Origin of the sequence: Peptoniphilus sp. HMSC062D09, from assembly GCF_001811425.1 — a bacterium.
Lineage (GTDB): Bacteria > Bacillota > Clostridia > Tissierellales > Peptoniphilaceae > Peptoniphilus_A.
Window position 1 is genome coordinate 37,331 of the sequence record NZ_KV804733.1, and the last position, 26,088, is coordinate 63,418.

The 26,088-nt window shown below is 34.8% G+C and carries 26 protein-coding genes and 1 riboswitch; of the genes, 25 read left to right on the plus strand and 1 reads right to left on the minus strand.

Going from position 1 to position 26,088, the window contains the following annotated elements; all coding sequences use genetic code 11:
- The 17 genes from metG to HMPREF2801_RS06990 form a co-directional block, all read left to right on the plus strand.
- The coding region (metG, locus tag HMPREF2801_RS06910) for a methionine--tRNA ligase subunit beta (RefSeq protein WP_070611403.1) at nucleotides 1-799 on the plus strand (799 nt) is incomplete at its 5' end.
- Between the two features lie 8 nt (nucleotides 800-807).
- Nucleotides 808-1,572: a TatD family hydrolase gene (locus HMPREF2801_RS06915; RefSeq protein ID WP_070611342.1), complete on the plus strand. Its 765-nt coding sequence runs from the start codon at nucleotides 808-810 to the stop codon at nucleotides 1,570-1,572.
- A complete protein-coding gene (gene rnmV, locus HMPREF2801_RS06920) occupies nucleotides 1,569-2,120 on the plus strand; it encodes a ribonuclease M5 (protein WP_070611345.1) in 552 nt (183 codons plus the stop codon). Before HMPREF2801_RS06915 ends, rnmV begins: the two co-directional genes overlap by 4 nt.
- The gene (gene rsmA, locus HMPREF2801_RS06925) at nucleotides 2,113-2,964 is read left to right on the plus strand and encodes a 16S rRNA (adenine(1518)-N(6)/adenine(1519)-N(6))-dimethyltransferase RsmA (protein WP_070611347.1); all 852 of its coding nucleotides are present in this window, start codon (nucleotides 2,113-2,115) and stop codon (nucleotides 2,962-2,964) included. Before rnmV ends, rsmA begins: the two co-directional genes overlap by 8 nt.
- 5 nt (nucleotides 2,965-2,969) lie before the next feature.
- A complete protein-coding gene (locus HMPREF2801_RS06930) occupies nucleotides 2,970-3,320 on the plus strand; it encodes an ArsR/SmtB family transcription factor (RefSeq protein ID WP_070611349.1) in 351 nt (116 codons plus the stop codon).
- A gap of 84 nt (nucleotides 3,321-3,404) precedes the next feature.
- The gene (locus HMPREF2801_RS06935) at nucleotides 3,405-3,632 is read left to right on the plus strand and encodes a glutaredoxin family protein (RefSeq protein WP_019125490.1); all 228 of its coding nucleotides are present in this window, start codon (nucleotides 3,405-3,407) and stop codon (nucleotides 3,630-3,632) included.
- Nucleotides 3,633-3,691: 59 nt separating this feature from the next.
- A complete protein-coding gene (locus HMPREF2801_RS06940) occupies nucleotides 3,692-4,258 on the plus strand; it encodes a manganese efflux pump MntP (protein ID WP_070611351.1) in 567 nt (188 codons plus the stop codon).
- 454 nt (nucleotides 4,259-4,712) lie between these two features.
- Nucleotides 4,713-5,030: an OadG family transporter subunit gene (locus tag HMPREF2801_RS06945; RefSeq protein WP_070611352.1), complete on the plus strand. Its 318-nt coding sequence runs from the start codon at nucleotides 4,713-4,715 to the stop codon at nucleotides 5,028-5,030.
- Between the two features lie 42 nt (nucleotides 5,031-5,072).
- Nucleotides 5,073-5,507 (plus strand): biotin/lipoyl-containing protein, encoded by a 435-nt coding sequence (locus tag HMPREF2801_RS06950; protein ID WP_070611353.1) that lies wholly within the window; start codon nucleotides 5,073-5,075, stop codon nucleotides 5,505-5,507.
- Nucleotides 5,508-5,521: 14 nt separating this feature from the next.
- Complete coding sequence (locus tag HMPREF2801_RS06955) at nucleotides 5,522-6,658, plus strand: sodium ion-translocating decarboxylase subunit beta (RefSeq protein WP_070611354.1); 1,137 nt, start codon at nucleotides 5,522-5,524, stop codon at nucleotides 6,656-6,658.
- A 68-nt stretch (nucleotides 6,659-6,726) separates the two neighbouring features.
- Nucleotides 6,727-7,698, plus strand: a complete 972-nt coding sequence (gene gctA / locus HMPREF2801_RS06960) for a glutaconate CoA-transferase subunit A (protein ID WP_070611356.1) — start codon at nucleotides 6,727-6,729, stop codon at nucleotides 7,696-7,698.
- On the plus strand, nucleotides 7,698-8,495 hold the full coding sequence (gctB, locus tag HMPREF2801_RS06965; protein ID WP_019125484.1) for a glutaconate CoA-transferase subunit B: 798 nt from the start codon (nucleotides 7,698-7,700) through the stop codon (nucleotides 8,493-8,495). The genes gctA and gctB overlap by 1 nt, the downstream gene beginning before the upstream one ends.
- Before the next feature lie 9 nt (nucleotides 8,496-8,504).
- Nucleotides 8,505-10,274 (plus strand): acyl-CoA carboxylase subunit beta, encoded by a 1,770-nt coding sequence (locus HMPREF2801_RS06970; RefSeq protein ID WP_070611358.1) that lies wholly within the window; start codon nucleotides 8,505-8,507, stop codon nucleotides 10,272-10,274.
- 238 nt (nucleotides 10,275-10,512) lie between these two features.
- On the plus strand, nucleotides 10,513-11,334 hold the full coding sequence (locus tag HMPREF2801_RS06975; RefSeq protein WP_070611360.1) for an acyl-CoA dehydratase activase: 822 nt from the start codon (nucleotides 10,513-10,515) through the stop codon (nucleotides 11,332-11,334).
- A 20-nt stretch (nucleotides 11,335-11,354) separates the two neighbouring features.
- Nucleotides 11,355-12,674 carry a 2-hydroxyacyl-CoA dehydratase subunit D gene (locus HMPREF2801_RS06980; RefSeq protein WP_019125481.1) on the plus strand — a complete coding sequence of 440 codons (1,320 nt, stop codon included), beginning with the start codon at nucleotides 11,355-11,357 and terminating at the stop codon, nucleotides 12,672-12,674.
- A gap of 12 nt (nucleotides 12,675-12,686) precedes the next feature.
- Nucleotides 12,687-13,835 (plus strand): 2-hydroxyacyl-CoA dehydratase subunit D, encoded by a 1,149-nt coding sequence (locus tag HMPREF2801_RS06985; RefSeq protein ID WP_070611362.1) that lies wholly within the window; start codon nucleotides 12,687-12,689, stop codon nucleotides 13,833-13,835.
- 130 nt (nucleotides 13,836-13,965) lie between these two features.
- Nucleotides 13,966-15,015 (plus strand): acyltransferase, encoded by a 1,050-nt coding sequence (locus tag HMPREF2801_RS06990; protein WP_070611364.1) that lies wholly within the window; start codon nucleotides 13,966-13,968, stop codon nucleotides 15,013-15,015.
- 42 nt (nucleotides 15,016-15,057) lie between these two features.
- Here HMPREF2801_RS06990 and HMPREF2801_RS06995 read toward each other — a convergent pair whose 3' ends face one another.
- The gene (locus tag HMPREF2801_RS06995) at nucleotides 15,058-15,651 is read right to left on the minus strand and encodes a leucine-rich repeat domain-containing protein (protein WP_070611367.1); all 594 of its coding nucleotides are present in this window, start codon (nucleotides 15,649-15,651) and stop codon (nucleotides 15,058-15,060) included.
- A gap of 380 nt (nucleotides 15,652-16,031) precedes the next feature.
- Between HMPREF2801_RS06995 and HMPREF2801_RS07000 the strand changes: the two genes are divergently transcribed.
- From HMPREF2801_RS07000 to HMPREF2801_RS07035, 8 genes are all read left to right on the plus strand, one after another.
- Nucleotides 16,032-17,252 carry a poly(R)-hydroxyalkanoic acid synthase subunit PhaE gene (locus tag HMPREF2801_RS07000; protein WP_070611368.1) on the plus strand — a complete coding sequence of 407 codons (1,221 nt, stop codon included), beginning with the start codon at nucleotides 16,032-16,034 and terminating at the stop codon, nucleotides 17,250-17,252.
- A 192-nt stretch (nucleotides 17,253-17,444) separates the two neighbouring features.
- On the plus strand, nucleotides 17,445-17,915 hold the full coding sequence (locus HMPREF2801_RS07005; RefSeq protein ID WP_070611370.1) for a DUF2975 domain-containing protein: 471 nt from the start codon (nucleotides 17,445-17,447) through the stop codon (nucleotides 17,913-17,915).
- Between the two features lie 8 nt (nucleotides 17,916-17,923).
- Complete coding sequence (locus HMPREF2801_RS07010; RefSeq protein WP_019125475.1) at nucleotides 17,924-18,142, plus strand: helix-turn-helix domain-containing protein; 219 nt, start codon at nucleotides 17,924-17,926, stop codon at nucleotides 18,140-18,142.
- Nucleotides 18,135-18,614, plus strand: coding sequence for a hypothetical protein (locus tag HMPREF2801_RS07015; protein WP_070611372.1), 480 nt, complete (start codon nucleotides 18,135-18,137; stop codon nucleotides 18,612-18,614). The genes HMPREF2801_RS07010 and HMPREF2801_RS07015 overlap by 8 nt, the downstream gene beginning before the upstream one ends.
- A gap of 631 nt (nucleotides 18,615-19,245) precedes the next feature.
- Entirely contained in the window at nucleotides 19,246-20,172 is a 927-nt protein-coding gene (locus tag HMPREF2801_RS07020) for a DnaJ C-terminal domain-containing protein (protein ID WP_070611374.1), read from the plus strand.
- Between the two features lie 20 nt (nucleotides 20,173-20,192).
- Complete coding sequence (gene clpB / locus HMPREF2801_RS07025; protein WP_070611376.1) at nucleotides 20,193-22,772, plus strand: ATP-dependent chaperone ClpB; 2,580 nt, start codon at nucleotides 20,193-20,195, stop codon at nucleotides 22,770-22,772.
- A gap of 172 nt (nucleotides 22,773-22,944) precedes the next feature.
- Nucleotides 22,945-24,726, plus strand: a complete 1,782-nt coding sequence (locus HMPREF2801_RS07030; protein WP_070611379.1) for an S-layer homology domain-containing protein — start codon at nucleotides 22,945-22,947, stop codon at nucleotides 24,724-24,726.
- A gap of 224 nt (nucleotides 24,727-24,950) precedes the next feature.
- A riboswitch (Lysine riboswitch) is annotated at nucleotides 24,951-25,118 on the plus strand.
- Between the two features lie 101 nt (nucleotides 25,119-25,219).
- Nucleotides 25,220-26,074 carry a transporter substrate-binding domain-containing protein gene (locus tag HMPREF2801_RS07035; protein ID WP_070611381.1) on the plus strand — a complete coding sequence of 285 codons (855 nt, stop codon included), beginning with the start codon at nucleotides 25,220-25,222 and terminating at the stop codon, nucleotides 26,072-26,074.
- Nucleotides 26,075-26,088 lie beyond the last annotated feature (14 nt).

The window sequence follows — 26,088 nt, forward strand, 5'->3', positions numbered from 1 at the left end:
AAATCTTGCTGTTTCTGTAATTGATGAAGTGGAAGAAGCCATGGAACACTACCAATTTTCTGTTGCCCTAGAAGCAATTTGGAAGTTAATCAGAAGATCCAATAAATATGTTGATGAAACTGAACCTTGGAAGCTTGCAAAGGACGATGACAAGAAGGATAGACTTAACACTGTTTTATACAACTTGGCAGAAAGTTTAAGAATTGTTTCTGTTTTAATTTATCCATTTATCAAGGACACTTCTCTAAAGATTAGAGAGCAACTTGGTGTAAATGGCGAAATTAATTGGGAAGATGCAAGGACTTTTGGTTTAATAGAAGACGGTACTAAGGTTAATAAGGGCGAAGTTATTTTCCCAAGACTTGACATCGAAGCTGAAATTGATAGATTTAACGAAGAAAACACTGCTCTTTTGAATTCTAGAGTTATGGCAGAAGCTCACCAAGATAAAGAAGCTGTAGAAGATATAAAAAAGGAAATTAATATAGAAGATTTTGCAAAGCTTGATATTAGAGTTGCAGAAATTGTTGGTGTAGAAGATCATCCTAATGCTGATAAGCTTTATGTCCTAAAATTAAAAATTGGCGACATGGATAGGCAAATTGTCTCTGGCATAAAGGAATACTACAAGAAAAATGAATTGATTGGCAAAAAAATCCTCATGATTTTAAATCTAAAGCCAATTAAATTAAGAGGCGTTGAGTCCAATGGTATGCTTCTTGCTGCAGAAGATGATGAAGGAAATTTAAGTCTTGCATCAACTTTAGCTGACGTTAAATCAGGAGCAAAAATTAGTTAGGAGAGACTATGATAGATTCACATGTGCACTTAGACGATGAGGCCTTTAACGAAGACCGCGAGGACATAATAAAAAGTTTAGGTGAAAATGGAATAGAACTTGTTATAAATAATTCTTCTGACCTCCCTTCATCAGAGAGGTCAGTGGAGCTTGCCAATAAATACGAAAATATTTACGCAGCTATTGGAGTTCATCCTCATGAGGCAAGGACTTATGATGATGAGGTCGAAAAGAGACTTATTGAACTTTCGGGGGACAAAAAAGTCCTGGCAATAGGAGAAATTGGTCTTGACTATTATTACGACAACTCTCCAAGAGATGTGCAAAAGAAAGTTTTTAAGAGGCAAATTGAGCTGGCAGCTAAGCTAAAGAAAAATATTGTAATTCACTCTCGCGACGCAGCAAAGGATACCTTTGACATCTTAAAGGAAGCTCACGAGAAATATGATTTCACAGCTTTAATTCACTGTTTCTCCCAATCTGTGGACATGATGAGAGAGTATTTAAAGATGGGGGACTACATCGCCCTTGGTGGCGCAGTTACCTTTAAAAATGCAAAGACTCCCAAGGAAGTTGCCAAGGCAGTTGACCTTGATAGACTCCTTCTTGAGACAGACTGTCCCTACATGACACCTGTTCCCTATAGGGGCAAGAGAAATGAGCCGAAGCTTGTGAAGTTTACCTGCCAATACATTGCAGATTTAAGGCAAATGGATGCAAGTGAGCTTGAAAAAATTACTGGGGAAAATACAAAGAGGTTTTTTGGAATATGAAAATGACAATTAAAGAAGTAATTGTCGCTGAGGGTCGTGACGACGAGATTGCCATAAAAAAGGCAGTGGATGCAGAGGTTATTACCACTCACGGCTTTGCCTTTGGCAGAAATTTAATAAATCTTTTAAAAGAAATGGACAAGAAAAAGGGCATAATCATCTTCACAGACTCGGACTACATGGGCTCTCAAATAAGAAAGAGAATTGCTGATGAAATTCCAAATGCTAAACACGCCTACCTTTCTCAAAGTGTTTCCACAAAACATGGTGACATTGGCGTGGAAAATGCCTCTGCCGAAGAAATTTTAAAGGCACTACAGGCAGCGCGAGCTACAAAAACTGATGCCATAAGTGAATACACTATGGATGATTTAATAGAAAACAGACTTATAAATTCTGAAGATGCAAGTGCGAGACGCGAAAAACTTTCGGAAATCCTAAAAATAGGATATGGAAATGGAAAAAAGACCCTTCATAAATTAAATTCCTTTGGCATTACAAGGGAAGAATTTGAAGAGGCTATGAAGGAAGTGAATTCCCATAGATAGATTATATAAACCAAGCAAACTTTCAGAGATCCTTACTAAGTATGGATTTAGATTTACAAAATCCTTGGGGCAAAACTTTTTAATCGACGGAAATATTGTGAGAAAAATTGCCGACGCAGCTGAAATAAGTGAAGATGACAATGTCCTTGAAATTGGTCCTGGAGTTGGAACCTTAACTGAAGAATTGGCTCTCAGGGCAAAAAAAGTTCTTGCAGTTGAAATTGACGAAAAGTTAAGAGACCTTCACAAGGAAACTCTTGCCCTAGATAATGTTAAAGTAGTTTATGGAGATTTTTTGGACTTAGACTTAAAAAAACTTTGCCAAAAAGAATTTGGCGACGAGGGCTTTAAGGTGGTTGCAAATCTTCCCTACTATGTGACAACGCCAATAATTGAAAAATTAATTTTGGCTCAGGTAAATTTAATTTCCATTACAGTAATGGTGCAAAAGGAAGTTGCCAAAAGACTTGCAGCAGAGCCAGGAAGTAAAGATTATGGCTCATTATCTGTCTTTATAAATTATTACACAGATTGCAAGTACAAATTTCAAGTGCCAAGTTCAGTTTTTATGCCAAAGCCCAATGTTGAATCGGCAGTTGTGAACTTGAAGATGAAAAAGAGAGAAGAAGTTGACACAGACTTTTTATTTGAAGTTGTTCGTGCAGCTTTTACAACTAGGAGAAAGACTATTTTAAATTCTCTTTCCAATTCAAAATTAAATTACACAAAAGATGATATAAAAAGAGCCCTTGAACTAAGTGGCATTGACGAGAGCAGAAGAGCTGAAACTCTAAAGCTTGAAGAATTTATTGTTTTAAGTGTAAATTTTAAAAGTGTGGGGTAACAAAAATGAAGGATAAATATATAGACGAAATCTCAAAAAAAGTTGAAAAAGATATTTCTAACTTCAACAAAGAAGAAGACTTAATAGAAATACTTTCTCAAATATTTAAAGCCCTATCTGATCCTACAAGGATAAAGATTATTTATGCGCTGATGAATGGGCCACTATGCGTATCTGATATTTCAGTCTTGCTTGACATGAGTCAGTCTTCCATATCACATCAGCTTGCACTTTTAAGAAATCAAAACTTAATAAAGGTAAAGAGAATAGGCAGGAGAGCCTACTACTCCCTAGATGATGAACATGTCCTATGTATATTTAAAGACGGACTAGAACACGCAAAACACAAATTATAAAAATATTAGGCATAAAAAGCTTAAAGAATTTGCTTCACTTATACTAATGGAGTATAATAAAAGTAAGTAATGAGGAGGAATAAAATGAGTAAAGTAACAGTATATACAAGTAACACTTGCCCTTATTGCACAATGGCAAAAGATTATTTAAAGGAAAGAGAAGTAGACTTCGAAGAAAAAAACGTTCAAACTGACAAAGAAGCAAGAAACGAACTAATGGCAATGGGATACACTGGTGTGCCAGTAATCTGCATTGACGACGAACAAATCGTTGGCTTCGACAAAAATAGATTAGACGAATTATTAAAATAATTTTAAAAATTAGAAGAGGAATAGATGCTTTTTAGGCATCTATTTTTTTGGGAGTGAAGATGAATTTACTATCAGTATTTTTAATTGGAGTGGGACTTTCCATGGACGCCTTTGCGGCAGCAATATGTAAGGGCCTCTCCATTAGAAAAAATTTTTTAGAAAAATCCTTTGTCATTGCGCTATTTTTTGGAGTCTTCCAAGCATTGATGCCCTATATAGGTTATCTCTTGGGCTCAATTTTTGCAGAAAAGCTTCAAGCAGTGGACCACTGGATAGCCTTTGTCCTCTTGTCAATTATTGGGGTGAACATGATAAGAGAATCAAGGGACAAAACTTGCACAATTGAAGAAGATAGGCTTGATCTTAAAAACTTATTTATGCTTGCCATAGCAACATCAATAGATGCCCTTGCAGTGGGAGTGTCCTTTGCCTTCTTGAAGATAAAAATATCTCTTGCAGTATTTGTAATTGGACTTACAACTTTTGTCATTTCCTTTTTGGGAGTGAGAATAGGAAGGGCCTTTGGCATTGCCTTAAAGGACAAGGCACAAGTGACTGGCGGTTTAATTTTAATTTTTCTAGGACTAAAAATTTTAGTTGAGCATCTAGGCTTACTTGCCTTTTAATTTAATAACATTAGAACTCTCTTAGCTTAGGCTGGGGAGTTTTTTATTGGAAAAATTTATCTGAAAATAATTTTTAAGCAGATAAAAATTTTTAATCAATTTTATTTAAAAGAGGGCAAAGATTTTCTAGGATAATAAAAAAAATAAAGTTTCATTTAGTCAAAGATTTTGCATGAAAAATAAAATTTTCTAAAAAAATAATTCATAATTAAATCTTTTTTTAACAAATGTAATTAATATTTAAAAATTTATAAAATTTGTTTATTTGAATGAAAATACTAAAAAGGCTTTCCTTTATTTTACTCATCTTTTCATGTATAATTAGTTTGGAAAAGATTTAGATTAATTAATCATACATAGAGATTTTAATTGAATTAATCATAGGTCTTTGCTATAATAATCTTAAAAGTTGGAATGGATTCCGTAATATGAAACCACATTGGGAGGTGTGATAATGTTAGGAGATGTTACTCTTACCATGGGAGAGGCCTTTGGTGTAGCATTGACAGGACTAAGCGTAGTTTTCTTGGCCCTTATAGCTCTACTAATTGCAATTATAATAATTAGTAAGATAGTTGGAGGCATTCAGGGTAAGGCTGACGCTGGAAAGTCAAATCAAGTAGCGGCGCCTGCTAAGGCAGCACCAAAGAAAGTAGCGGCTGATAATTCAATGGACCCTGCACTTTTAGCAGCAATAGTTGGAGCAATCAGTATGCAAGAAAGATCAAGAGTTGAAAGTTTTAGAATTGTTTCTATAAACGAAAAAAAATAAATTATTTTAAATTATTCTATTATTTATGAAAAGGAGAAATTAATGAAATATCAAGTTAAAGTAGATGGAAAAGTTTTTGAAGTAGAAGTTGAAAAAGTTGGCGGAGGATACCAATCTCTTACTCCAGCATCACTTACAGCAGCACCTGTTGCAGCTCCAGTAGCACCACAAGCAGCACCAGCACCAGCTGCACCAGTTCAAGCAGCAGCACCTGCACCAGCAGCTCCAGCACCAGCTCCAGCAGCAGCACCAGCAGCATCTGGTGGAAGCGGAGATGTAATTTCACCAATGCCAGGAACTGTTCTTAGACTTAATGTTAACAATGGAGACACAGTAGCATCTGGAGATGTAATTCTTATTCTTGAAGCTATGAAGATGGAAAATGAAATCGTAGCTCCATGTGCAGGAAAAGTAACTCTTAAAGTAACAGCCGGAGAAACAGTAGATACTGACGCATTACTCGCAGTCGTTGAATAATAGGAGGTCGGAACATGTTATTAGAAACATTACAGGGGATTCTAGGTGAATCGGGATTTGCATCATTACAATGGCAAAATGTGGTAATGTTTATTATATCCTTCATTCTTATTTATCTAGCGATTAAGAAAGAATTTGAACCATTATTACTTCTTCCAATTGCCTTTGGTATGCTTTTAAGAAATTTACCACTTACAGGCTTAATGGAAGTTGGAGATCCATGGCAATCTTCTGGAGTTTTGGCAATCATGTATAATGGTGTTAAGTCAAACTTATTCCCATGCTTAATTTTTATGGGCGTAGGAGCTATGACTGACTTTGGACCACTTATTGCCAACCCAATTTCATTACTTCTTGGTTCAGCAGCACAATTTGGTATTTATGTTGCCTTTATCGTTGCTGTTAAACTTGGTTTTACTGGACCAGAAGCAGCATCTATTGGTATTATCGGTGGAGCAGATGGACCTACAGCTATATTTACAACATCACAACTTGCGCCACATCTTTTAGCACCAATTGCAGTAGCAGCTTATTCATACATGGCACTTATCCCAATGATTCAACCGCCAATTATGAAGGCACTTACTACTGAAAAAGAAAGAACAACAGTTATGACATCACTAAGAAAAGTAACTAAACTAGAAAAGGTTATTTTCCCAGTTGTAGTTGTACTTTTCACATCACTACTTCTTCCAGATGTAGCACCACTTCTTGGTATGCTTATGCTTGGAAACCTATTTAAGGAATCAGGAGTAGTAGCTAGATTATCTGACACTGTACAAAATGCACTAATGAACATTGTAACTATTATGCTAGGAACAACAGTTGGAGCAACTGCAGATGGAGCAACTTTCCTACAACCTGCAACTATTAAAATTATTGTTCTTGGACTAATGGCATTTTGCTTTGCAACAGCAGGCGGTGTTATTTTTGGAAAAATCTTATATATTGTAACTGGTGGAAAAATAAATCCACTAATTGGTTCAGCTGGTGTATCAGCAGTTCCAATGGCAGCTCGTGTATCACAAGTTGAAGGTAGAAAATATAATCCTACTAACTTCTTACTAATGCACGCAATGGGACCTAACGTTGCGGGAGTTATTGGCTCAGCCGTAGCAGCAGGTGTATTCTTAATATTATTCAGTCATTAATTCATTCAGCTCCATAGTGAGCTGAATATTTATGCAATCAAGTTATATTTAACAAAGGAGGTTTTAACTTGAGTAAAGTAATGAAACTTAAAGACGCCATAGCAAAATATGTAGAAGATGGCGATGTAATTTCACTAGGGGGATTTACAACTAACAGAAAACCTTACGCAGCAGTAAATGAAATTTTGCGTCAAGGTCAAAAAGATTTTATCGTTGAAGCAGGACCTGCAGGGGGAGACTGGGACACACTAATTGGAGCTGGCAGAGTTAAGGCATACATAAATTGCTATACTGCTAACTCAGGATATACAAATGTTTCAAGAAGATTTAGAGCAGCAGTTGAAAAGGGAGAACTTCTTATGGAAGACTACTCTCAAGACGTTGAAATGCAAAGAATTCACGCAGCTGCACTTGGACTTCCATACCTACCATGTAGACTAATGATGGGTTCAGGTCTAGTTGATGAATGGGGTATCTCTAAAGAAGAAAGAGAAAAGATTGATAAACTTCCAAATGACAAATTTATCTATGTAGAAAACCCATTCAAAAAGGGAGAAAAACTTGTTGCAGCTCCAGTTCCTGAAATTGACACTGCAATAATCCACGTACAAATGGCTTCTCCAGACGGAACTACTAGAATTCTTGGAAACACATTCCACGATGTTGATATTGCAATCGCAGCTAAAAAAGTTATCGTAACTTGCGAAGAACTTGTAAGCAACGAATACATCAAAAACTTTGATGCAGCTGACAACAAGATTCCTGGATTCTGTGTTGATGCAGTAGTTCATGCACCATTTGGAGCTCACCCTTCACAATGTTATGACTATTATGATTATGATGCTGATTTCTACAAAATGTACAATGTTAAATCTAAGACAGAAGAAGATTTCAATGCTTTCTTAGATGAATGGGTATATGGAGTTGAAGATCATGAAGCATACCTTAATAAGCTTGGAGCTACAAGACTAATTGGTCTTAGAAATGTTCCAGGATTTGGTTACGCAACAGACGTACTAATGAAGGGAGAAGATAAATAATGGCTAGATATGATAATTATACAAATAAAGAAATGCAAGCAGTTACAATTGCTAGACAAATTAAGAATGGTCAAATAGCAATTGTAGGAACAGGACTACCTCTAATTGGTGCTTCTCTTGCAAAAGCAGTTTACGCTCCTGATTGTTATCTAATTGTAGAATCAGGACTTATGGACTGTGACCCAATTGAAGTTCCAAGATCAGTTGGTGACAACAGATTTATGGCACACTGTGGAGTTCACTGGACAAATGCAACTTATGTTGGTTTCCAAGCTAATGAATGGAGACATGACAAGAAGAGAATGATCGCATTTATCGGTGGAGCTCAAATTGACCCATACGGAAATGTTAACTCTACAGTAATCGGTGACTACCACCACCCTAAGACAAGATTTACAGGTTCAGGTGGAGCTAATGGTATTGCAACTTATGTAAATACTATTATCATGATGCAACACGAAAAGAGAAGATTTATAGACAAGGTTGACTATATCACTTCTCCAGGTTGGATTGATGGTCCTGGCGGAAGAACTAGAGTAGGTATTCCTGAAAATGTTGGACCACAAATGGTTGTAACTGACAAGGGTATCTTGAAGTTTGACGAAGATACTAAGAGAATGTATCTTGCTGGATATTATCCTTCTTCTTCACCAGAAGATGTTATCGAAAACACAGGATTTGACATTGATGTATCTCGTGCTGTTAAACTTGAAGAACCAGATGAAGATGTAATTAAATTAATAAGAGAAGAAATAGATCCAGGCGAAGCTTTCATTAAGAGACCTGTAGAAGAATAAGGAGGACACATGACTCAATATTCACTTGCTTCATATTTCCAAAATATGAAGACAATTGGAAAGCCTTTAAGAGAAGTTGATGAAGAAAACTTCAATCAATTAAGAGAAATTGAAGAAGAAATTAGAGTTTTTGCTGAAAAAGCTCTAGCTGCTGGTAAACCAGATGAAAAAGTAAATGAACGTGGAGAAATGACAGCACTTCAAAGAATTGCTGAACTTATCGACGAAGGAACTTGGTGCCCACTTAACACAATTTACAATCCTGGCGATAATGACCATGGTACAACTGGTGTTGTTAAGGGACTTGCAAAAGTTGACGACAGATGGGTTTACATTGTTGCATCTGACAACAAAAAACTTGCAGGTGCATGGATTGCTGGACAAGCTGATGACCTTCTAAGAGCATCAGATACAGCTGAAAGACTTAGAATTCCACTAGTTTATATATTAAATTGTTCAGGTGTTAAACTTGACGAACAAGAAAAAGTTTATCCAAATAGACGTGGAGGCGGTACTCCATTCTACAGAAACTCAAGACTTAACCAATGTGGAGTTCCTGTAATAGTTGGTATATACGGTACTAACCCAGCTGGTGGTGGATACCACTCAATTTCACCTACACTTATAGTTGCTCATAAGGATGCAAACATGGCTGTTGGTGGAGCTGGAATCCTTGGCGGTATGAATCCTAAGGGATATATCGACGAAGAAGGAGCTAACCAAATTGCAGACCAAGCTGCACACGCTAAGAAAACTACTCCTCCAGGAGCAGTTGGCGTTCACTTCGCACAAACTGGTTTCATGAGAGAAGTTTATGTTGAAGAAGAAGGAGTACTTGAAGGAATTAGAAAATATCTTTCAATGCTTCCAAAATTCCAAAGAGAATTCTTTAGAGTTGATGATCCAAAGAATCCACTATTCGACCCTAACGACATGTATTCACTTATTCCACTTAACGGCAAAAAGGCTTACGATATATATGATGTAATCGCTAGACTTTTTGACGGTTCTGAATTTATGGAATACAAAAAGGGATATGGTAGAGAAATGGTAACTGGACTTGCAAAAGTTAATGGACTTCTAGTTGGTGTTGTAGCTAACGTTCAAGGTCTATTTATGGGCTATCCAGAATACTACAATGATCCAAAACACATCTCTATTGGTGGAAAACTTTATAGACAAGGTCTAATTAAGATGAATGAATTTGTTACACTTTGTGCTAGAGACAGACTTCCTATTATCTGGCTACAAGATACAACAGGTATCGATGTAGGTGACGATGCAGAAAGAGCTGAACTACTAGGACTTGGTCAATCACTAATTTATTCAATCCAAAACTCTGACCTTCCACAAATGGAAATTACAATGAGAAAGGGAACTGCAGCAGCTCACTATGTACTTGGTGGACCACAAGGAAACGACACTAATGCCTTTTCACTTGGTTCTGCAGCAACTGAAATCAACGTAATGAATGGAGAAACTGCTGCTACTGCAATGTACTCAAGAAGACTTGCTAAAGATAAAAAGGCAGGAAAAGATCTTCAACCTACAATTGACAAGATGAACGACTTGATTCAAGATTACAATGATAAATCAAGACCATTCTCTTGTGCAAAATATGGTCTAGTAGATGAAGTAGTAAACATGAACCTATGGAGAAATTATATTATTGCCTTTACTGAAAGTGCATACCAAGACCCAGCTTCAATTTGTCCAGTTCATCAAATGCTTACTCCAAGAATTATCAGAGACTACGACAGAATAAATAATATTAAATAATATAAAATATGACAACTTATTGGATAATCTTAAAAAGGATTATCCAATATTTTTGTATATTCCTTATTTACTTACTATAAGTAAAATATACTTTTTAAAAGCAATAAATAGTAAATCATAAAAGCTCTAAAACCCTTGTAATTTCAAGTATCTTGGCTTGTGATTTTTGACAAAGATACATAAGTATAGTAGAATTAAGAAGAGTAAGATATTAATTTTAAACCAAAGAGGAGATTGTATGGCAGAAGCTATTTATACAATGGGAGTTGATATTGGTTCAACTGCCTCAAAGAGTATTATTTTAAAGGATGGCAAAGAAATTATTTCAACTTCTGTTATTGATGTTGGAGCAGGAACTAGCGGTCCATCAAGAACAATTAGTGAGACTCTAAAAAATGCCAACATGACAAGGGAAGACATTTCCTATGTTATGGCTACTGGCTATGGTAGGGCAGCTCTTGAAGAAGCTGACTTCCAAATGTCTGAACTTTCTTGTCACGCTAAGGGAGCTTACTTCTTATTCCCAAATGTTCGCACAATTATTGATATAGGCGGACAAGATGCCAAGGCTCTTAAAATTGGAGACAATGGTATGCTTGAAAACTTTGTTATGAATGATAAGTGTGCTGCAGGTACAGGAAGATTCTTAGATGTAATCGCAAAAGTTCTTGAAGTTGATGTTTCTAAGCTTGAAGACTTAGATAAATTATCTACAAAAGATGTAAGTATTTCGTCTACTTGCACAGTTTTTGCTGAATCAGAAGTTATTTCACAACTGGCAAGTGGATCGAAGATTGAAGATATAGTTAAGGGGATTCACGACTCCATAGCTGCAAGAGTTGGTTCTCTTGCCAAGAGAGTTGGACTTAATGATGATGTTGTATTTACTGGTGGCGTTGCTCTTAATAAGGGCATGGTTAGAGCTCTCGAAGAAAACACTGGACATAAAATACACACTTCACCACTATGTCAACTAAATGGTGCCCTAGGAGCTGCACTATTTGGTTATCAAAAATGTAAATTGGAAAAGTTAAAAGCTAATAAAAAAGCTAATGCATAATTTATTTTAGGAGGTAAACTATGGCTGAAATTCAAAAAATACCTGGTAAAAAACCAAGACCAATCGAAGGACATATTCCTGCTGCTCAAGCTCTAAGAAATGTAGTAGATAGAGTTTACGGTGCAGCATGGGATGCAAAGAAAAGAGGAGAACTAGTTGGATGGTCATCATCTAAATTTCCTATTGAACTTGCAAAGGCATTTGGACTACACGCTGTATATCCAGAAAACCACGCAGCTACAACTGCAGCTAAAAAAGACGGTTTAAGACTTTGTCAAACAGCTGAAGATATGGGATATGATAACGACATTTGTGGTTACGCAAGAATTTCTCTTGCTTACGCAGCTGGAGAACCAACTGACTCAAGAAAGATGCCACAACCAGACTTTGTTCTTTGCTGTAACAACATCTGTAACATGATGACTAAATGGTACGAAAACATTGCAAGAATGCATGACATTCCAATGATCATGATTGACATTCCTTTCCAAAACACTGTTGATGTACCTGAAGAAAAAGTTGATTACTTAATGGGACAATTCGAATATGCTATTCACCAACTTGAAAAATTAACTGGCAAGAAATTTGATGAAAAGAAATTCGAAGAAGCTTGTCAAATTGCAAACAGAACTGCTGCTGCATGGCTTAAAGCTTGTTCTTACATGGCTTATGAACCATCTCCACTTTCTGGATTTGACCTATTCAACCACATGGCAGACATCGTTGCTGCAAGATGTGAAATTGACGCAGCTGAAGGTTTTGAACTTCTAGCAGCTGAATATGAACAATCAGTTAGAGAAGGAACTTCTACTTGGGAATATCCAGAAGAACACAGAATTCTATTTGAAGGTATTCCTTGCTGGCCAGGACTAAGACACTTGTTTGAACCACTAAAACAAAATGGCGTTAACGTAACTGCTGTTGTTTACGCACCAGCCTTTGGTTTCCAATATACAACTGTAAGAGAAATGGCTGCAGCTTACTGTAAGGCACCTTGTTCAGTATGTATCGAAGACGGCGTTGAATGGAGAGAAACAATGGCTAAAGAAAACGGAGTTTCTGGAGCACTTGTTAACTACAACAGATCATGTAAACCATGGTCAGGAGCAATGCCTGAAATCGAAAGAAGATGGAGAGAAGACCTTGACATTCCAGTAGTTCACTTTGACGGTGACCAAGCTGATGAAAGAAACTTCTCACAAGAACAATATAAGACTAGAGTTCAAGGTTTAGTAGAAATTATGAATGAAAGAAAAGCAGACAGAATCGCTAAGGGCGAAGAAATCTACACTAATTTCGAAAACACTAAAGAAACTGACTGGTCTAAGACTACAATTTAATAGAGGTGCAAAATGACTGATATAAAAGAATTATTAAAAGAATTTAAACATATAGCAGAAAATGGAAGAGAACAAATTGACAAATATCTTGCTGAAGGCAAAAAAGTTGTCGGTGTATTCCCTTACTATGCACCTGAAGAAATAATATATGCAGGTGGACTTGTTCCTTACGGAGTATGGGGCGGACAAGGACCTATTGACAAGGCAAAAGAATATTTCCCAACATTCTACTATTCACTAGCACTAAGATGTTTGGAAATGGGTCTTGACGGATCTCTTGACGGACTTAGCGCATCAATGGTAACTACTCTTGATGACACACTAAGACCATTCTCTCAAAACTATAAAGTTTCTGTTGGTAGAAAAATTCCTATGGTATTTTTAAACCACGCACAACATAGAAAAGAAGATTTTGGTAAAACTTACAATGCAAAAATCTTTAAACAAGCTGCTGAAAGATTAGAAGAAGTTTGTGATGTTAAAATCACTGACGAAAACCTAAAGAAAGCTTTCGAAGTTTACAACGAAAACAGAGCTCTTAAGAGAGAATTTGTTAAATTATGTGGAGATTATTCAAAGACAATTAAAGCATCTGATAGATGTAATGTACTAAAGGCTTCTTTCCACATGCTTAAAGACGAACACAACAAGATGCTTAAAGAATTAATCGAAGCATTAAAGGCAATGCCAAAAGAAGAATGCACAGGACCAAGAGTTGTAACATCTGGTATCATAACTGACAACCCAGCACTTCTTGAAGTTCTTGACAACTTTAACATTTGCGTAGTAGCAGATGACGTTGCAAGTGAATCAAGAGGATTTAAAGTTGATGTAGATACATCAATCGAAGATCCATACATGGCTCTAGCTGATCAATTCGCAAGAATGGACGAAGACCCAATTCTTTACGATCCAGATATTTGGAAGAGACCAAAATATGTTGTTGACCTAGCACTTGATAACGATGCTGACGGATGTCTATTATTCATGATGACATTTAACGACACAGAAGAAATGGAATATCCATCACTAAAGAAAGCTTACGAAAAAGCTGGCATTCCACTAATTAAGATGGGTTATGACCAACAAATGACTGACTTCGGTCAAGTTAAAACTCAACTTGAAACATTTAACGAAATGGTTCAACTTAATAGAATGTAATAAATTTAAAAATAAATTTTAAGGCGCCTTATAATGGGCGTCTTTTTTTGTAGAATTCAAGAGTAAAGTCGCCTTTGTAAAAGGATGTCTATGTGATAGAATTAAATTAAATTAATTAAAGGAATAAGCTATGGAGAAAATATCTACAAGAGATTACAATTTAGATTTAATAAAATTTTTTGCAATTATTGCAACTATTTCAATACATGTACTTGCCCCAGGAGCAAATTATGAAGTGGGCTCAAGTTCCTCAAAGTTTTTTATACTTGTAGGATCCTTTTTTAGATTTTGTGTGCCTGTTTTTTCAATGGCAAGCGGATATCTTCTCTACACCAGAGATGATATAAATACAAAAAAGATTTTAAGAGACATTTTTAAATTTCTCTTGTTTTTTATTCTTGCAGAATTTTTTTATAGATTTATTTCCTGCCTATACATTAAATATTACTATCACAGTCAAATAGATTTTATTGCCATGAAAAATGATTTAATGGAGGGAAACACTAAGACTCATCTCTACTACATTTTTATAATAATTTTAATATATGTTTTTGCTCCAGTGGGAAATTTTTTAGTCAGAAGGGAAAATGGCGAGCTTAAATACTTATTAAAGGCTTGGATTTTTCTTGCCCTTAGCCTAGTATTTTTGGTAAACTTATTTGATTTAAAGGGTCTAAAAATTATAAAGTCCTATGAGTTAAGTGGTCATTATAATTATGTATTTTATGCACTGCTAGGCGCCTACTTTAAAAAATATAAGAAAGATTTAAGTCAAAAAAATATAATTTTTTACCTTGCAGCCTTTCTTCTTTCCTATATTTTACTTGTTCTTACAATATTCATGACAAGTCATGAGGAAATAAATTTATTTACTTGGCACAGCAACAATATTTTAATATTTGGCTTGGCATTTGGAATTTTTGGGACGGGAATGAAGATAAATTTAAAAAATGAAAAGTTTAAAGCCTTTTTAAAATTAGTTTCCCAAAATATTTTTGTCATCTATTTAATTCATGTGGCTTTTTTAGATTTTCTTAGCATCCACAAATTGACCTACATTAACTTTCAGGGACCCGAAAAAGTTTTTATTGCACTGGGAGAAATTATTTTTATATTTATAATTTCACTTATGACATCAATAAGCTTAAGATTTATTAAAAATAAAATTTTTGCAAATTAAAAAGACTGCTGCATCAAGCAACAGTCTTTTGTCATTTTCTTATTAGTCTCTCTTTACAAGGACATTTTCTTCAAATGCTCTTTCGTCAAATTTTTTTATTCCAGCTGGTACATGAGCTTCAGTGATATTATTTTTTCTGAAAGCATACATGTCAATTTCTTCAATATTTTCTGGTAATTTAATTTCTGTAAGTTTGTTTTTATAGAAAGCACTTACTCCAATAAATTTAACTGTTTCAGGAATTTCAATTTCGCCAATTTCATTTAATGAGAAAGCATTGTCGCCAATGTATTCTAATTCTTCAGGCATTTTAACATCAGTTAATTTGTTTCTGTAGAATGCGTAAGCATCTAATTTTTTTACTGAATCAGGAATTTCAACTTCAGTTAAGTTGTTAACGCCAAAAGCTTCGTACCTAATTTCTTCAACAGTTTCAGGAATTACAACTGAGTTAAGTTTTCTTCTGAAAAAGCATTGTTCTCCAATTACTCTTATTTTAGTTCCGTCTGGACCTTCAGCAGGCACTACCATATCAAATAATTCTTCATTTTTGATTTTGTCTTTGCCCTTTCTTGTCATTCCCTTTAGCACATTGCCATCAAATATAAAATCGTCAAACTCCCAAGGTTTTTCCATAATATGTATGTCCTCCCCCTACATAAATTTTTTCTTACTTATATTATAACATAGTAGCTGAGATTAATAAAGGAAGGTTGTAAAATAGAGAAAGGATGAACACTTTTTTTAAATAAAAAGAACTTTGTTACTAAAAGTTTGATTTAAGAAAAATATGTTACGAAATATAAATAATAAATACTTTAATTGGGTATTATTATAATAGGAAAATATTTTAGAACAAAAATAGGTAACAAGTAAGTAATAATTTTGTAAAATTTAAATTATTTTACAGGAAAAGGTAGTCATTATTTGACTTGGAGGACCTTTGTCGTTATAATCTAGTAAAGCAAAATATTGAAGACAAATTTTAGTGGAAAGGTATTAAGAGGAGGAAAAAAATGGAAAATAAAAACTTTTTTGAAGATATGATGGAAATGCAAAAAAATATTTTTGAAAATCAAAAGGAAGCTTATAGTAAATTTATGGAATCTTTTAAGTTTGGAGATTTCAATCCCTTTGCTGGAAATATGTTTGTAAACAACTTTAAAAACCCAATGGACTTTTTCAAGAACTACAGAGAAATCAATGAAAATTTTGAAAATAATTTTAAAGATTTCTTCGCACAAGTTCCTGGCTACAAGGAATCTTTGGATTCTTACAACAAAAACATGGAATTTTTGAACAAACTTTACCTTGCTTATGGCGATTTTTATAAGGACTTAGATCTTGTTTCAGCTCAAAACAAATTAATTGAGTTATTTGAAATTTATAGCGACGAGTTAGTTGAAATGTCTAAAAAATATTTCTACAAGAGAATTCCAGATAGCTATTACAGAGTTCTTGAAAACTTTAATTTAGAAAAATTTATAAGACCTGCCATAGAAAATTCAAAGAAGTCTATTGATTTTTATGAAAAAGCAATTCAAAATAGACCAGAATTATTAGTTGCAGATGTAAAAGAATTTTACCAAGGAATTTTGGACAAGATTTTTGAAATGCCAACTATTGGTGTAAGTCCAGAAGATAAGGAAAAAACAAGGAGAGAACTACAAAATTATCTTGACCTTGAACTTAAGCTTTTAGATTTCAATTTATTCCTTGAAAAGAAAAATCAAGAAACAGCTTTAAAGGCTCAAAGAGATTATATCAATGGTCTTGAGTCTGAAGCTTCACTAGAAGATTTCGCAGATTTCTTCAAATTCTACATGAGTAATTTTGAGAAAGCTTACAAAGAACTTGTAAACTCTGATGAATACAAGGAAAAGGCTCAAGAAGTTTTAGATGTTGTTGAAAAGAATAAAGAATCTTACATGGAAAAAATTGCAGAAAGATTAAAAGATTTTCCAATTGCAACTGCTAGCGATGCAGAAAAATTCATGGGCGAAGTTGAAGGACTTACTAAGGGACTTGACGATGCAAAGAAAGCTAAAACAAGCCTTGATAGAAAAGTTAACAAGATAAAGAACGATTCTGAAAAAGAAATTAAGGCTCTTAAGGAAGAAGTTGCAAAACTAAAAGAAGAAAATGCAAAAGCTGAAGTTGATGCAGCTCTTAAGAAAGAAATTGAAGAAATGAAGAAAGAACTTGCTGCTTTAAAGGCACAAGTTAAGGTAAAATAAAACATAAGAATCTTCTCCTAAAAAGGTCTGTGGGTTTTCCTGCAGACTTTTTTTTATGCCTTAAATTATTTTTGTCGACAATTTAAATTGTAAGGATAAAAATTTATGCCCACTATAATTTATTGATAAACGATAAATAATTATTGTAATTCATTAAATAAAGTGATATACTTCTAGCAAAGGGAGGTTATTATGAAATCATTACGAGTAAAATTTATTGGCGGGCTCCTCTTCATTGCCCTATTTATTTTGGCGGGAGGCTCTTATGGACTGATAAAAATGTCTAGCTTCATGGCAAAAATTTATCCAATGTTCATGAACATGAAGTATCCCATGCTAGTTTTGTGCCAGGGAATAATTATCGCCTTAATTCTTGCCCTTCTATTTGGACTTTTTGCCCTAAAAAAATATGGTGATGACAAAATTTTTGAGAGAGGAATGTTATTTGACCTTCAAATCATAGCCCTCTCCTTTATAGGAATTTTTTTCTTGGCAATTCTTTCCATAATTTACACAAATTTTAACCTAGATGGGTCAATTACTAACCTAATTTTTATAGGGGGAGCAATTGTTGCCATGCTAATCGCACAAATTTTTCTTCTCCTATGCGATTTGATTAAAGAAGGAATCGCCCTAAAAGAAGAAAATGATCTGACGATTTGAGGTGGACCATGGGAAAAATAATTGTTGATTTAGATGTGGAACTTGCAAAAAATAAAATGTCTTTGACAGAATTATCTGAGCAAGTTGGCATAACCATAGCCAATCTTTCGATTTTAAAGACAAATAAGGCCAAGGCCATAAGATTTTCCACGCTTTCAGAAATTTGCAGAGTTTTAAATTGTGATGTGGGCGATATTTTAAGGTACCAAGGTGATGAAGATGAGTGATAAAAAATTTAAAAGAGTTTTAATTATAATGTCCATAATTTTTCTGGCAGCTATTCCACTTTTATTTTTACTTTCAGATAGTAGGGACCAGTCAGTAAAAGAAGTGGAAAATAAATTTGGTATAAGCTTTCCTAAAAGCGTGAAGAGAGTAAGAGAGCTTTATAAAGAGCCAGACTTTCACGGAGACGGCGAGGCTGCAGTTTTATTTTCTGTAGACAAAGCTGATATAAAAGAGATAGAAAGCAGTCTTAAAGATTATAAAGTTCAAAATGATGAAAATGTAATTTCTCAAATTTCTACTTGTCTCAATGCAGTTAAGAAGAGAGGTTTTGACACTTCTATTGATTTGAATAATGAAGTTTACTTTAAAGCAACATCTGACAATGTCTTTAATAATATGTATGGCAACTTCATCGCCCTCATAATAGACGAGGAAAAGGGCGAAATCTTATTCTTGCAGTGGGACACTTAAGAGAAGAAACTTGAAGTTAAAAAAATTAAAAGTAAATAAATTAAAAGCATGACGCGAAGGACAAATCTCTCGCGTCATATTTTTAGAAAATTTTATAATTTGAAAAATTTGCCGCCGAGAATTATAAAAGATTCTTATAAAGTAAAAAAGGGCAAAAAAAATTGCCGAGCATATCTCGGCGTGTAAAAGGAAATTAATTAAAAAAGTGTATTAAATAATCTGTTATAAGTTTAGCATAATAAATTCATAAGTACAATAAAAAAATAAAAAAATTTCACGAAAAAATAAGAATTTTTTAAAAATAATTAGCAGACTACTTGCAAGAGTGCTAATGTTGTTGTATAATTAAATAGTCAAAGATAGTCAAAAAATTTGAGGGATTTGACAAAGTTTTTGATTTTTGAAATTTTGCCTGGCAAGTCGAAGTCGAAGTCGAAGTCGAAGTCGAAGGCAAAGGCAAAGGCAAAGGCAAAGGCAAAGGCAAAGCAAAATTTTAATTAAATTATTAATAATAAAATTAGTCAAATTATTAATTTTATAAGCAAATTTTTAATAAAATATTTTAAGGAAATTTGGATATAATTATTAGAGAGTAATTTGATTTTAAATAGATTTATGAGGAGGTTACAATTTGAAATACAAAGATTATTATGAAATCCTTGGAGTTTCTAAAGATGCAGATGAAAAGGAGATAAAGAGCGCCTATAGAAAGCTTGCGAAAAAATATCACCCTGATGTAAATCAAGGCAATGAAGCTGCGGCAGAAAAGTTTAAGGAAGTTTCTGAGGCTTACGAGGTTCTATCTGATGCTGATAAGAGAAAAAAATACGATACTTTTGGCTCTAATTATGATTTTTCTTCCGGCTACGATTTTGACCCTTCTCAATATGGTTACACTTATACTACTGGAGGAAGCGGAGCGGATTTTTCTGACTTCTTCGAAACTATTTTCGGCTCATCTAGGTCTGGCGGGGGAGGAAATTTCTCTGGCGGCTTTAATATAAATGACCTTTTTGGAGATTTGTCTGGCAGGGGAAGAGGCAAGTCTTCCAACAAGTCCAGGAACAAGTTCGAGTCCGAGCTATCCATATCCATTAGGGATGCTTACGAGGGCACAACTAAAAATGTTAGCCTTACCTACAACAGGAAGGAATATGATGTTGCTGTAAAGATTCCAAAGGGAATCACTCGCGGCAAAAAGATTAAGGTAAAGGGTGAAAAGTTTGGTCTTCCTGGAGATATTCTCTTTAAGATCAACATTCGCGATGAAAAAGACCTTGTCCTTGATGGTCTTGATATTATTAAGACTGAAAATATTTATCCTTGGGATGCGGCTCTTGGATCCAGCAAAACTGTGGAAACTTTAAGTGGCAAATTAAAATTAAAAATCCCAGAAAATTTTGTGGGAGGAAATAAAATGAGGATTCCTTCCAAGGGTTTCAAAGATTTAAAGGGCAATGTGGGCGATCTATACATTATCTTTAATATTGTAAATCCAAAGAATTTATCTGAGGAAGAATTAGATTTATATAAAAAATTACAAAATTTAAGAAAATAAATAATAAATGAGGTGTTTTTATGAATTTTGAAAAATTTACTCAAAAATCCCTTGAAGCCGTTCAAGGCGCATACAATATTGCGAAGGAATACGGCAATCCTGAGGTAAAAGAAATTCACATAAATTACGCACTTTTAAATGACAAAGAAGGACTTATACCAAGGGTCTTAACTTATATGGAAAAAAATCCTGACATGATAAAAAGTGATGTCTTAAAGGTTATTGAAAGACTTCCTAAGCAATCAGGTGCTGAGGTTTATGCCGACTCTTCCTATAGAGAGCTTTTCCAAAAGGCAGAGGACTTTATGAAGAAAATGGGCGACGAATATCTTTCTGTTGAGCATATTTATCTTGGCCTTTTAAACATGAAGGGCACTGATTCTTCTTCTGTCTTTAACAAGCACAAAATTGATGCTGATGGATTTTTAAATTCTCTTAAAAAAATTAGGGGCAACCAACATGTGACTACAGATAATCCTGAGGGAACTTATGACGCCCTAAAGAAATACGGGCAAGATTTAACTGAACTTGCTCGTGATGGCAAGCTTGACCCAGTTATTGGTCGTGACGAAGAAGTTCGTAATGTTATAAGAATTCTTTCGCGTAGGACTAAGAACAACCCAGTTCTAATTGGTCCTCCTGGAGTTGGTAAAACTGCCATAGCTGGCGGACTTGCTCAAAGAATTGTATCTGAAGATGTGCCTGAAGGACTAAAGAACAAAACTGTCTTCTCCCTAGATATGGGAGCTCTTATAGCAGGTGCAAAATATCGTGGAGAATTCGAGGAAAGATTAAAGGCTGTCCTAAATGAAGTGAAAAAATCTGAAGGCGACATAATTTTATTCATTGACGAAATCCACAACATAGTTGGTGCAGGAAAAACTGATGGCGCCATGGACGCATCAAACCTTTTAAAGCCAATGCTTGCTCGTGGTGAGCTTCACGCTATTGGGGCTACAACTCTTGATGAATACAGAAAATATATTGAAAAGGATCCAGCTCTTGAAAGAAGATTCCAAAAGGTTATGGTCAAAGAGCCTAGTGTGGAAGATACAATTGCCATCCTTCGTGGTTTAAAGGACAAGTACGAAATTTATCACGGCATTAGAATTTCTGACTCTGCAGTAATTGCTGCTGCAACTTTATCTGACAGATACATTACAGATAGATTTTTGCCAGACAAGGCCATCGACTTAATGGACGAAGCCTGCGCAATGCTAAGGACAGAAATCGACTCCATGCCTACAGAAATTGATGAAGTTAGAAGAAAAATTTTGCAACTTGAAATTGAAAATCAAGCTCTTAAAAAGGAAACTGACGAGGCAAGTGCTGAAAGGCTTAAAAAACTTCAAGCTGAACTTTCTGAAGAAAAGGCAGAATTTGATAGATTAAAATCAAAATGGGAAGCTGAAAAGAAGGAACTTGACTCCACAAAGGAAATCAAGAAAGAGATTGAAGATACAAACCACGCCATAGAAGAAGCTGAAAGAAATTACGACTTAGAAAGGCTTTCTGAATTAAAATATGGCACTCTTCCAAAATTAAAGGAAGAACTTGCCAAGAGAGAATCAGAAAAGAAGGACGAGTCTTCTATGGTAAAGGAAGAAGTTACAGAAGACGAAATCGCCTATGTTGTAAGCAGGTGGACTGGCATTCCAGTTGAAAAATTAAATAAAACTGAAAGGGATAAACTTCTCAACTTAGAAGACATTCTTCACAAGAGAGTTATTGGTCAAGATAGGGCCATTGAAGTTGTATCTGACGCAGTCCTAAGGGCGAGAGCAGGACTTAAGGACAGGAACAAACCTATTGGATCCTTTATCTTCTTGGGACCAACTGGTGTTGGTAAGACTGAAACTGCCAAGGCTCTTACAGAAACACTTTTTGATGACGAGAGAAACTTAATTAGAATTGACATGTCTGAATACATGGAAAAACACTCTGTGTCAAGACTTGTGGGTTCTCCTCCAGGATATGTTGGCTACGATGAAGGCGGACAACTTACTGAAGCTGTAAGGAGAAAACCCTATTCAGTAATTTTATTTGACGAAATCGAAAAGGCTCACCCAGATGTATTTAACATTCTTCTTCAAGTTCTTGACGACGGAAGGCTAACTGACAACCAAGGAAGGACTGTGGACTTTAAAAACACAGTTATAATTATGACATCAAATATTGGGTCACACTTCTTAATTGATGGAATTGGTGCTGATGGACAAATAACTGAAGTTGCAAGAGAAGAAGTTATGCGCGACCTTAGAAGTGCCTTTAGACCTGAGTTTTTAAACAGGGTGGACGAAGTAGTTTTATTTAAACCACTTCAAAGAGATGAAGTTTATGACATCATCAAAGAAAGCATTAAAGAAGTTGAAAGAAAACTTGAAGATAGAGAAATTAAAATTGAAGTTACAGATGCAGCTCTAGAATTTATCCTAAACACATCCTTTAGCCCACAATATGGGGCAAGACCAGTTAAGAGATACATTGGTCACACTCTTGAAACTAAAATCTCAAAGATGATTATAAGGGGCGATGTAATGGATGGCGACACAATTTTAGTTGATGTCTACGCCGATGATTTGTCTGTTAAAGTTAAGTAATTAAAGATAAGGACTTGCCTCGCGAGTCCTTTTTTATGTCTTTTGTGTTACAAAATGTTAAAAAAATATTAAAAAGGTCAAATATTAGCCACTTATCACTTTTTTATCACAAAAGAGATATAAACTCAGTAGCGTAGTATGAAATAGATTTATATTTTATTAGGAGGAAATAATGAAACCATATAGTAAGAAATATTTAACACTTGCACTAGCAGGAGTATTAGCAGCATCAATGCCAGTATCTGCTTTTGCACATGAAGGTACAGAACCAACAAAACCAGAAACAACAGTAACTGAAGGAACTGGAGAAACAACAACACCAAAAACAGGAGAAACAACTCCAACAAAAACAGAAGCTGAAAAAAGCGATTTATCAAGCTTAGACTTCAATCTTGATAAGGGAGAAAGATTCTATACTGGAGATATTAGACTACCTGAAGGAGCAACAATTGAAAATAGAATTTTTGAATATGATTCAAAGGGAAATCATGTAGAAATTGTTACAGTAAAATTTAAAGATGGCTCAACAAAAAATGTTACTTTAAAATTTAATGTAAGCGATAGATACGATAATAGATATAGAAACTTAACACTTACAAATGTAAGATTTGACGGAACTTATTTAAGTGGTCAAACTTCACCAAAAGCCAGCATCTATATAAAATCTAGAAACTTAAAAGACTATAGAAGACTTGACGAGTATTTAGGATCAGCTGATAAAGATGGAAGATTTTCTTTTAAATTAGATTTAAGAGAAGGCGAAAGCATAACAATTTGCGCTAGAGATGGCTCCTATGAATCAGAAGACGTTGAAATTAAAAATGATTATTACAGAGACATCAAGGGCTCAAGAATTGATGCCAGTGACTTGAGACTTATGGGCAGAACTTTGACAGGATATATTAAAAATCATCCTTTCGAATTTGCAAGAGTTTATAGAGATGGCAAATTACTTGGAAGCTTTAGAACTGACAAAAACTCATATTTCTCAGTAGAATTAAGCGAAAGTCTTTATAATAACGAAGTTAATGACTTAAGATTTTATCTTGATTCAAAGACAGTTGAAAATAAAAAATTCAAAATTACAGAAGCTCTTGACGGTCAAAAACTAGTAAAGGGAACTGCAAATGCAAAGGACGAAATTACAGTTTACGACGCAAGCAATAGAAAACTTGGCAGCATCACTGTAAATAATTCTGGCGTTTTCACAGTATTCTTAGACAGAGCCCTTATCTATGGCGAAACTATTAAGATTGAAGCAAAAGACGAATCAGGAAATATCTCTAAACTTGAATACAAGGTTACAAAGAATGCAGTAGAAACAGTTAAGGCTATCTCTTATATCAAGGGATATCCAGATGGAACATTTAGACCACAAGCAAATGTTACAAGAGCTGAAGCTGCTCAAATGTTTGCTACACTTTTAAATGGCGGCGCTAACTTTGGAACAAGCTCTGCAACAAGATTTTCTGATGCAAGCGATGATTGGTTCTCAAAGGCAGTTAACTATGTTGTTGCCAAGGGACTAATTTCTGGTTACCCAGACGGAACATTTAAGCCAAATGAAAGCATAACAAGAGCAGAATTTGCACAAATGATCTCTGGCTATGTTAAGAACGAAAAGAAGAGCTCAACTGACTTCCAAGATGTTAAAGATCACTGGGCAAAGGATGCTATAGATAAACTTTATGGCAACAAAAATGTTTCAGGTTACCCTGATGGATCCTTTAAACCAAATGCAAAAATCACAAGAGCAGAAGCTGTTACTATTCTAAACTCTGTTTTCGATAGAAACACAAGTGCACTTTCACTTAACAATGTAAACAAATCAGCTTTAAATAAATTCTCAGATGTTAATGAAGGCTTCTGGGCTTACTACAACATCATTGATGCAGCAAACTCTCACGACAGAGAAAGACTAAACTCATCTTCAGAAATTGATATTTGGAAATAAATTTAATGCTATAGGGCTCCCAAGTGGAGCCTTATTTTTTTCGTGTAAAAATTTTTGGGATCCTAAAAATTTTATAGGGCGTGGAAATTAAAATATCTTATAAAATTTAAATGGAAATTAAAAAAACGGAGAAAAATAAAAATTTAAAGAAAAATAAAAAAGTCCTTGACTTTTATAATTCTCCTATATATAATTGATGAAACAATTAAATACATTGTATTGAAAAATACGATAGAGGAGCGGACTTTATCAGTAATCTTTTAGAGCAAGACCATGCAGTGAAGAAAGATGAAAGGAAATTTCGCCGAAGTGTATTAATGGTAAGTTAATATGCTGGGCATGCAAACAATATTTGCATGACTGTCACAAATATGTGGGGAGCTATCTAAAGTTAAATACTTTGTCTTATATTTAGACATCTTTAACAGTTTGGTTTTCCAGACTGTTTTTTTATTACTTTTTATAGCCACCGAGAATTTTACGGAGGTATATCATGAATTTAAGAAAGAATGTAGCAAAAGTTTTAGTGGTAGGTGCTTTAGCAAGCACGATGTTTTTAACAGCTTGTAATCCAAAGGGTGATGGAGGTACAGCAGCTGGGCCAGAAGATTCTGACACTTTAAAAGTTGGAATGGAATGTGACTATGCACCTTTTAACTGGACACAAACCGGTGAAGAACATGGCTATCCAATTGCAACTGGCGGCTACGCTGGTGGATATGATGTTGAAATCGCAAAGAAAATTGCTGAGTCCATGGACAAGAAACTTGAAATTGTAAAAACTGAATGGAATGGTCTTACTCCTGCAGTAACTTCTGGAAAGATTGATCTTATTATCGCAGGCATGAGTCCAACTGCTGAGAGAAAAGAAACAATTGATTTCTCAGACACTTATTACACATCAGACCTTGTAATTGTAGTTAAAAAAGATTCAACTTATGCAAATGCAAAATCAATCCAAGATTTTAAGGGTGCAAATATAACAGGTCAACTTAATACATTCCACTATGATGTAATTGATCAAATCGAAGGTGTAAATAAGTCTACAGCCCTTGAAACTTTTCCAGCTATGATAGTTGCTCTTAGAAGTGGAAAAATCGACGGCTATGTTTCTGAAAGACCTGGAGCAATTTCTGCAACTTCTGCAAATAATGATTTAGCTTTTGTAGAATTTGAAGAAGGCAAGGGCTTTGAAGCTTCAACTGAAGACACTTCTATTTCAGTTGGCGTTAAAAAGGGAAATCAAGAACTTTTAGATAAAGTTAATGACGCACTTTCAAAAATTTCTGAAGATGAAAGACAAAGCATAATGGAAGAAGCTGTGGCTAATCAACCACTTGGCGAATAAAGCATAGGAGAAAA